Source organism: Melioribacter sulfuriphilus, assembly GCF_052656625.1.
This window is the reverse complement of sequence record NZ_JBQXXK010000004.1, coordinates 174,813-184,073: the sequence shown is the minus strand read 5'-3', so window position 1 is coordinate 184,073 and position 9,261 is coordinate 174,813. Positions and strand designations below refer to the sequence as shown.

Sequence of the window (9,261 nt, the reverse complement as noted above, 5' to 3'; positions counted from 1 at the left end):
GCCTCAGTATTTACCGAGGCTTATTTGTTTGTAGCGGGGACAGTCCGTTAGCCAACGGATTGAACCTGCAACCTTCGCACAAAAATATTAAAAAAGAAAAAGCCTCAGTATTTACCGAGGCTTATTTTATTTGTAGCGGGGACAGTCCGTTAGCCAACGGATTGAACCTGCAACCTTCGCACAAAAATATTAAAAAAGAAAAAGCCTCAGTATTTACCGAGGCTTATTTGTTTGTAGCGGGGACAGTCCGTTAGCCAACGGATTGAACCTGCAACCTTCGCACAAAAATATTAAAAAAGAAAAAGCCTCAGTATTTACCGAGGCTTATTTTATTTGTAGCGGGGACAGTCCGTTAGCCAACGGATTGAACCTGCAACCTTCGTACAAAAAAAATTAAAAAAGAAAAAGCCTCAGTATTTACCGAGGCTTATTTTTGTTTGTAGCGGGGACAGTCCGTTAGCCAACGGATTGAACCTGCAACCTTCGTACAAAAAAAATTAAAAAAGAAAAAGCCTCAGTATTTACCGAGGCTTATTTTTGTTTGTAGCGGGGACAGGACTTGAACCTGCAACCTTCGGGTTATGAGCCCGACGAGCTACCAATTGCTCCACCCCGCGATGTAATCTTAGTATCGCTTCAAATTTTGGGCTTCTAATATAAGGAACTGCCAAATCGTTGTCAACTTCATCGGAAAAAAATAATCATTTTAGTCCTTTATTTCTTTAAAAACCTTGATACTTTTATTTATTGTAATAATTTTGGGTTGAAGTTTTGTTAAACAATAGAACAAGTTATGTTAAAGAGCCTTTACATAAAAGATTATGCACTTATTGAAGAGATTGAAATTGAATTTCACGGCGGTTTAAATATCATCACGGGTGAAACAGGTGCCGGCAAATCGATTCTTATTGATGCAATGGGTCTGCTCTTAGGTGACAGAGCCTCTTCGGAAGTCGTCCGAAAAGGTGCAATTAAATCAATTGTGGAAGGAATATTCGATGTCAAAGGGCATCAAAAAGTAATCAACCTGCTCTCTGAAAATGACATCGAAATTTATGACGATCTGATTGTTCGAAGAGAAATTTCTGTAAAGGGTACGAATAGATGTTTCTTAAATGATTCACCGGTATCGCTATCTCTAATTAAAGATATCGGAAATTACCTTGTCGATTTACACGGACAACACGAGCACCAGTCACTTCTCAGAATTTCAACTCACATTGAGTTGATCGACGAGTTTGCTAACAATGAATCCATGCTAAATAAATACAAACAAAATTTAACTCTACTCAAGAATGAAATTGCTAAATATGAAGAGCTCGTTTCGAAAGAAGATGCACTAAAAGAAAAATATGAACTCTATAGTTTCCAGTTAAAGGAGATAAATGAAGTAGATCCTCAACCGGGTGAAGAGGAAACTCTGGAAAAAGAATTGAATCTACTCGAAAACAGTGAACAATTAATTGAGCTTTCCGAAGAAATTTATCATCTCCTCTATGAAGAGGAAAATTCGGTTCACGACCGTATCAATTACATTAAAAACCGAATTGCTGAATTGACAAAAATTGATTCTTCCGTAAGCGATAAACTAAACGAAATTGAGTCAGCTTCCATTATTATTGCAGAAGTTTCGAACTTCTTTAGAAGCTACAAAGATAAAATTGATATAGATCCTGAACGGCTTGAAAATATACGGCAGCGCCTGAGCGCTTTTAAGTTATTGAAAAAAAAGTACGGCGGTTCTATTCATTCAGTTTTAGAATACAGAGACAAAATTGCAGCTGAAATTGAGACTACAGAAAATTTTTCTACCTGGAAAGAAGAGCTTCTGAAAAAAATTGAATCCCTCAGAAAAGAATGCGGCTTGTTGGCAATTACTTTATCGGAAGCTCGTAAAAAAGTTATTCCAAAGATTAAAAAGGAAATCGAACAAACTCTCAAAAATTTGGGCATTCCGAACAGCAATTTCCAGGTAAGGATCGAAAAAGAAAGGCTTGAAAATAATGATAACTACTTATTAATTGACCAAGAAAGAACTGGCTATAACGAAAGAGGCATCGATAAAATCGAATTTTATATTTCAACCAATTTGGGTGAGGACCCCAAACCCTTAACGAAAGTTGCATCGGGAGGTGAAATTTCTAGGATCATGCTTGCTCTTAAATCGATACTTGCTAAATCTGAACGACTTCCAATTCTAATATTTGATGAAATCGATACGGGCATCAGTGGTTCGGTTGCTCAAAAAGTAGGCTTTGCTCTGAAAGAACTTGCCTCTTCACACCAGATAATTGCCATAACTCACCTGCCCCAGATTGCAGGTCTGGCTGATTATCACTACGCTGTCGAAAAGAAAAAATCAAATGGTAGAATTATCAGTACAATTAGAATACTGAACGACGATGAAAAACTTAGAGAAGTAGCCAAATTAATCAGTGGTGAAGAAATTACCGAAGCTGCGCTTGACGGAGCTAGGGAGCTGATGAAAATTAAAAGTTGATTTGACTCACAGCAGTAAAAAACAAGTTTTGGTTAAATTGAATTATCAATTAAGAGGAGAAAATCAATGCGTCTCAATAAAAAATTTTTCGTATTTGTATGGTCGTTAATTTTGTTGTCGGTCCAGATTAAAGCGCAGTCTCTCTCAGAAACTCTTTCGAATTTATCGTCGACTGTTGGCGAAGCTTATGTGGCGCCTGTAATATCGGCATTCGGTTCTAATTTAAATTCTGGATGGATATCAGATATTCCCGAAGCTAAAATTCTTGGTTTTAGTCTTAATTTAAAAGTGGTGGGAATGGGCTCTTTGTTTTCTGACGATGTAAAACGATTCTCTGCAACTGGTGATTTTTATTTTAATGATGAACAAACAGAACAAATTCTTGCCAATTCTGGGATTGGACCATCTAATCCCGATTATGAAAATTTGAAGCAGGAAATTATGGGTAGAAAGTTCAATGTTAAATTCTCAGGTCCAACAATTGTCGGAAGTAAGGACGAATTCCTGAAAGTTAAATTTGAAGGTGGCAATTTTTACAACGGTCATTATAATCTCAAGCCGTATGAAATTGTCCTCGAAGAAGTAAAAGGATTCCTCGATGAATTACCGGCGTTTCCAACTGCAGCTGTTCAATTGAATGTTGGAACCATACTCGGTACTAATTTATCCGTAAGATATTTGCCTGCTGTTGATATTAAGGATCTAGGTAAATTTACATTCTGGGGATTGGGTGCAGTTCACAATCTAAATGTATTTTTCAACAATCCTTTGCCACTGGATTTATCCGTTGCTGCTTTTTATCAGCAATTGAAAGTAGGCGACATATTTGAAACTAAAGCAACACAGTTTGGAGTTTTTGCCAGTAAAAAATTCGGAATGTTAGTTTCGATTACACCTTTTGCAGGCTTGACGCTCGAATCTTCTAAAACGACGGTAAATTACGACTATCAATCGAATCAAACTGTCAATAGTGTTCCCGTGCCTCCTACAAAAGTTTCGTTCGAACTTGAAGGCGAAAATTCGAGTGCAATGACGGTTGGCTTTAATCTGAGCCTGATTATTTTTGACATTGTTGCCGATTATAAACTTGCTAAAACTAACACGGCAACACTGGGACTGGTAATCGGATTTTAAGAGATAATTTATTGTGGATAAATTAGCAATTTACATTCATATCCCTTTTTGCGACCATAAATGTATTTATTGCGATTTTTATTCAATTACGAATTATAAAAACAAAGAGACTTATTTAAAATGCTTAAAAAAAGAAGTTCTGCATTACGCAAATTTGTATTCTAACGAATACGAAGTTAATTCGATCTATTTCGGCGGGGGAACGCCTTCATTCGTCTCCCCCGAATATATTTCTGCAATACTCGACCAAATCAAAAATTCTTTCCAGATTTTGAACAATGTGGAAATTACGCTTGAAACAAACCCCGGTACAGTCGATTATGAAAAACTCGGTAAATTTCTTGATATCGGTATTAATCGTTTGAGTATTGGTATCCAATCGTTCGATGAAGACGATCTGAAGTTTTTAACCCGTATTCACGATTCCGAAACTGCAAGAGACTGTGTGTTGGCAGCCTCAAAAGCAGGCTTTGAAAATATTAGTATCGATTTGATTTTTAATCTTCCTGGACAGACAAAAGAAAAATGGCTGAAAAATCTGAAGCAGGCCATTGAACTACCGATCAATCATATTTCTGCTTATAGTCTTATTCTGGAAAAAGGAACTATCTTAAATAAAATGGTGCTCGATGGAAAAATAATACTTCAAGATGAGGATTACGACGCCGAACTGTACGAAACCACAATTGATTTTCTCAATTCGAAAGGTTTTCTCCAATACGAAGTATCCAACTTTGCTAAGCCAGGTTACGAATCGAGTCATAATAAGGCTTACTGGCATTATGACGATTATCTTGGTTTCGGAACCTCTTCGCATTCGTTCATAAAAAATAAAAGATGGTGGAATTATGCAAGTCTCGAATTTTATAACCGAGCCGTCAACGAAAAGGGACACGCCGTTGCAGGCAGCGAAGTTTTAACTCCGAGTATGATGCTCGAAGAATTTGTAATGCTGGCGCTCAGAAGTGACGGTATTGACATTGCAGCATTAAAAAATCGTTTCGGTAAGAAATGGCTTGATGATAATCAGCCAATTCTTGATAACCTTAAATCAAACGGCTTGCTGAATATTGAAAACGGATTAATCCGTCTTACGAAAAAAGGTTATCTACTCTGCGACGAGATTCTGTTAAATTTCAGTTACTAATTCAGAATTTGCTTATTGCATTAAATATTCATAGATTTGCGTACTCTCATTCGCCCCTTAGTGGGCGATTTTTATTTGTGTGTTATGGAAAAAGATATATTAAAACAGAAAATTGATAATATTGTCTCTCAAAAAGGTTTTTTCCTAATAGAATTAATATTGCGAGGAGATAAGAAACAAAGGATAATTGAAATCTTTATCGACGGAAAGGAGCCTGTAACTGCTTCCATTTGCGCTGAACTAAGTAGAGCTATTAAAGACAAGATCGAAGAAGAGAAATTGATTGATTCGAATTATCGTTTAGATGTTTCTTCTCCGGGAATTGAGCGTCCCCTTAAATTTCTTGAACAGTTTTATAAGCATATCAACAGAAATTTTGAAGTGCATTTTCAAGCAGGAGACGAAAAACTTAAGATTAATGGTAAGTTAATTCGGATTGACGACGACAAATTGACTTTTGAAGTTAAGTCGAAATCCGCAAAAGAAACTGATGAATACGTAATAAATTTTAAAGATATAAATAAAGCAAAAGTATTAATTAGCTTTTGATTTGGAGGAATATTAAATGAACCCAGAAATAGTCGAATCGTTTGCCCAAATGGTGCGGGAAAAAAGTCTCGATAAAGATGTTCTCGCAGGCATAATGGAAGAAATATTCGGTCTTCTCGTTAAAAAGAAATTCGGTAATGATGCCAGATACGATGTCGTGGTCAATATGGACAAAGGCGATATTGAAATTTTTCTGGAGCGTACAATCGTCGAAAAAGTTGAAAACCCTTCTACTGAAATCAGTATAGACGAAGTTAATGAGCGAGGTAACGAGGAGCAACTCGAAATAGGCGACGACTACGTCGAAAAAATAGAATTGTCCCAGTTCGGAAGGCGACTTATCAATCTTGCTCGTCAGAATCTCAATCAAAAGATCAGAGAAATTGAAAAAGATATTGTTTATAATGAATACAAAGAAATGATCGGTGAAATTGTTGTGGGGGATATTTATCAGGTTAGAAGAAATGACGTGCTTGTTAATCATAACAAGAACGAGTTGATACTTCCGAGGAGTGAACAAATTCCGCGAGAGAAATATAAAAAAGGCGAAACAATTCGCGCCGTTGTTAAAGAGGTCAAAAAGAATCAAAACGGCCCGGTCATTATCATATCTCGAGCTGATAATATGTTCCTGCGACGTTTATTTGAAATAGAGATACCTGAAATTTACGACGGTGTTATCGAAATTAAAGGTATTGCAAGAGAACCCGGCGAAAGAGCTAAAGTTGCCGTCGAATCGCAGGATTCCCGCATCGACGCCGTGGGCGCTTGCGTGGGTATGAAGGGAGTTCGCATTCATGCCATCGTGCGCGAATTGAATAATGAAAATATCGACGTAATAAACTATTCTGACGACCCCGTGGTATTTATTCAAAGATGTCTTGCCCCAGCTAAATTACGTCAGATTGAAATTGATGAGGAAAATAAAAAATGTACTGTAACAGCTGATGCCGACCAGATCTCTTTAATTGTCGGTAGAAACGGTGTTAATATTCGCCTCGCGATGAAACTAACGGGCTACGATATTGAAGTTCTCCGTCAGGAAAAACAACTCGACGAATACGAAGAAGATATTGAACTCCCAGAACTCAGAGAAGAACTCGGCAGCGACATTGTCGATATTCTTATCAGTAATCGCTTTGAAACTGCAGTCGAAGTTCTTAAAGCTGGCGTCGATAAACTAAAAAATATTGAAGGTATCGGCGAGGAAAAAGCAAAAGAGATAATCCAAATTCTCGAAAATCAATTTGAAGAAGAAGAATAAAAAATTTAGGTACTCAAATGCCGGAAGTAAAAAATAAAAAATTAAGGATCTACAAGTTCGCTTCTGAATATAATTTGCCCACAGACCAGATCATTGAATTTCTTCAGAAGAAGGGATACGATGTAAAAAACCATATGTCGATTCTAAGCGATGAAATGGAAAGCGACATACGCGACCATTTCAAAAAAGATATCGAAAAAGCAGAACAACATTATAAAAAGATATCGGAATTCCAGAAAAAACGAGGCGGTGGCGAAGAGCCTAAGGCTGAAGAGAAAACTGAGGCAGCCATAAAAGAAAAACCAAAAGCAGTCGAAGAGCCTACAAAAGAAGATATTCATGAAACAGTTCATATTGAAGAAATTCCGGAACCTCAGGCTAAAGAATCCGCTATTGCAGAAGAAGTGGCACTATCTGAACCAGTTGAAACTATAACTGAAGAAGAAACCCCGGCTGAAGGCGATAAATTTAAAACTCCGGCAGAAAGAGAACTAGAAAACAGAAATAAAGGCTTGAAGATAGTTGGTAAGATTGAACTTGAAAAGGAACAGAAAAAGAAAAAAGAGGAAAAATCAGAAGCCGAAAAACCGATAGAACCTCAGGTGGTTCTCGAAGATAAAAAGCCAAAGTTAGAGGAAGAAAAATCAGAAGAACCTGTTAAAAAGAAGAAGAAGAAAAAATTAAAAGCTAAGGGTAAAGGAAAAGAAGACAAAGTTGAAGAAGCAGTTTCCAAGAAAAAAAGAAAGCTTAAAAAATTCCAGGTAGACAAAAAAGAAGTTGAAGAAGCAATTAAGCGTACACTGATGAGTATGGACGATTCGTCCATTTCTGAACGCGCCTCGCTCAGAAAAAAGAAAAAGAAAGAAAAACAAGAACAACTTGAAAAAATCATAGAGCAAAAACAACAGGAAAAGAAGAAACTTAAAGTTGTTGAATATATCGCCGTTGGCGAACTTGCGAATTTAATGGGTGTTTCTGTTAACGAAGTAATACAAAAGTGTATCAGCCTTGGGCTGATGGTTTCGATTAATCAGCGACTTGATATCGAGACAATCGAATTGATTGCTTCCGATTTCGGATTCGAAGTGGAACTCGAAGAAGAATATTTGAGCGAGTTGGTCGAAGAAGAAGACGAACCAGAAGATTTCTTGAAGCCGCGTCCTCCAGTTGTTACTATAATGGGTCACGTTGATCATGGTAAGACATCGCTGCTCGATTTCATCAGAAGAACTAATGTGGTAGCAGGCGAAGCTGGCGGTATTACGCAACACATCGGTGCTTACAAAGTGGTCCTCGAAGACGGAAAAGAAATTACATTTCTCGATACTCCCGGTCACGAAGCATTTACTGCCATGCGCGCTAGAGGAGCTCAGGTTACCGATATCGTAGTTTTAGTTGTGGCAGCCGACGATGCTGTGATGCCCCAAACAGTTGAAGCAATTAATCATGCTCTGGCGGCTAATGTTTCGATAGTCGTGGCGATAAATAAAATTGATAAACCAAATGCCAATGCTGAAAAAATTAAACAGCAGCTGGCAGAACGAAACATTCTGGTAGAAGATTGGGGCGGTAAATATCAATGCGTGGAAATTTCAGCTAAAACAGGAAAAAACGTCGACTTATTACTCGAAAAAATATTGCTCGAAGCTGAAATGCTCGATTTAAAAGCTAATCCTGACAAACCAGCACGCGGTGCAGTAATCGAATCGCAGCTCGATAAAGGAAGAGGAATCACTGCAACAATCCTTGTTCAAAAAGGTACACTTAAAATAGGCGACCCCTTCATAGCAGGAACGGCTTATGGAAGAGTTCGTGCAATGTTCGACGAAAGAGGGAACAAAGTTAAAGAAGCTCTCCCTTCAACGCCCGTGCTTGTCCTCGGTTTCGAATCGACGCCGCAAGCGGGTGATACTTTCGTCGTGGTTGAATCGGAAAGAGAAGCGCGCGAAATTAGCATTAAAAGAATGCAAATTAAACGCGAACAAGAACACAGACAGGTACGACATATTACGCTTGAAGAAATTGCAAATCAGATATCTTCTGGCGGCTTAAAAGAGTTACCAATAATCGTCAAAGGCGACGTCGATGGTTCTGTGGAAGCCCTTTCGGATGCCCTTATGAAACTGTCGAATAATGAAGTCTCTGTAAGGGTTATTCACAAGGGTGTTGGAGCAATCTCGGAAGGAGATGTCTTATTGGCAGCAGCATCGGGTGCTATTATAATTGGTTTCCATGTGCGTCCGAATAATAATGCACGAAAATTAGCTGAATCCGAAAAAGTCGATATCAGACTCTATAATATCATCTACGATGCAATCAATGCTGTTAAATCAGCACTCGAAGGACTTCTTTCACCGGTTGTTTCTGAGGAATTGGTCGGTACCGCAGAAGTGCGTCAGATATTCAAAGTGCCTAAAGTCGGTACGGTTGCCGGTTGTTATGTGACGGATGGTAAAATTACCCGAAACGGAAAGGTAAGGCTTTACAGGGACGGTATAGTTATTTATGAAGGCCAACTCGAATCCCTCAAGCGTTTCAAAGATGATGTTAGAGAAGTTGAAAAAGGATTCGAGTGCGGTCTCAATATTGCAAACTTCAACGATATAAAAGTAGGCGATGTAATTGAAGTATATAAAATTGTCGAAACAAAGAAAACGTTGAATTGAG

7 protein-coding genes and 1 tRNA gene are annotated in these 9,261 nt (G+C 38.0%); 7 read left to right on the top strand and 1 reads right to left on the bottom strand.

Features of this window, described 5'->3' with window-relative positions; translation table 11 throughout:
- A partial coding sequence (locus ACUN8G_RS06430) for a hypothetical protein (RefSeq protein ID WP_445480915.1) occupies nucleotides 1-254 on the top strand: 254 nt, incomplete at its 5' end.
- Between the two features lie 290 nt (nucleotides 255-544).
- Here the strand turns inward: ACUN8G_RS06430 and ACUN8G_RS06425 are convergent.
- Nucleotides 545-617, bottom strand: a tRNA-Met gene (locus tag ACUN8G_RS06425).
- Nucleotides 618-793: 176 nt separating this feature from the next.
- Between ACUN8G_RS06425 and recN the strand changes: the two genes are divergently transcribed.
- From recN to infB, 6 genes are all read left to right on the top strand, one after another.
- Nucleotides 794-2,500 (top strand): DNA repair protein RecN, encoded by a 1,707-nt coding sequence (gene recN / locus ACUN8G_RS06420; protein ID WP_437346425.1) that lies wholly within the window; start codon nucleotides 794-796, stop codon nucleotides 2,498-2,500.
- A 66-nt stretch (nucleotides 2,501-2,566) separates the two neighbouring features.
- Nucleotides 2,567-3,634, top strand: coding sequence for a DUF6588 family protein (locus tag ACUN8G_RS06415; RefSeq protein ID WP_437346426.1), 1,068 nt, complete (start codon nucleotides 2,567-2,569; stop codon nucleotides 3,632-3,634).
- Nucleotides 3,635-3,647: 13 nt separating this feature from the next.
- Nucleotides 3,648-4,781, top strand: coding sequence for a radical SAM family heme chaperone HemW (hemW, locus tag ACUN8G_RS06410; RefSeq protein ID WP_437346427.1), 1,134 nt, complete (start codon nucleotides 3,648-3,650; stop codon nucleotides 4,779-4,781).
- An 84-nt stretch (nucleotides 4,782-4,865) separates the two neighbouring features.
- Nucleotides 4,866-5,330, top strand: coding sequence for a ribosome maturation factor RimP (gene rimP / locus ACUN8G_RS06405; protein WP_437346428.1), 465 nt, complete (start codon nucleotides 4,866-4,868; stop codon nucleotides 5,328-5,330).
- Nucleotides 5,331-5,346: 16 nt separating this feature from the next.
- Nucleotides 5,347-6,594, top strand: a complete 1,248-nt coding sequence (gene nusA / locus ACUN8G_RS06400; RefSeq protein WP_437346429.1) for a transcription termination factor NusA — start codon at nucleotides 5,347-5,349, stop codon at nucleotides 6,592-6,594.
- Between the two features lie 17 nt (nucleotides 6,595-6,611).
- Nucleotides 6,612-9,260: a translation initiation factor IF-2 gene (infB, locus tag ACUN8G_RS06395; RefSeq protein ID WP_437346430.1), complete on the top strand. Its 2,649-nt coding sequence runs from the start codon at nucleotides 6,612-6,614 to the stop codon at nucleotides 9,258-9,260.
- The last annotated feature ends 1 nt before the right edge of the window (nucleotide 9,261 follow it).

Excerpts from the sequence above, each read along its gene's own strand:
- recN (WP_437346425.1), top strand. The coding sequence starts at position 794 with ATGTTAAAGAGCCTTTACATAAAAGATTATGCACTTATTGAAGAGATT.
- ACUN8G_RS06415 (WP_437346426.1), top strand. The coding sequence starts at position 2,567 with ATGCGTCTCAATAAAAAATTTTTCGTATTTGTATGGTCGTTAATTTTG.
- rimP (WP_437346428.1), top strand. The coding sequence starts at position 4,866 with ATGGAAAAAGATATATTAAAACAGAAAATTGATAATATTGTCTCTCAA.
- nusA (WP_437346429.1), top strand. The coding sequence starts at position 5,347 with ATGAACCCAGAAATAGTCGAATCGTTTGCCCAAATGGTGCGGGAAAAA.
- infB (WP_437346430.1), top strand. The coding sequence starts at position 6,612 with ATGCCGGAAGTAAAAAATAAAAAATTAAGGATCTACAAGTTCGCTTCT.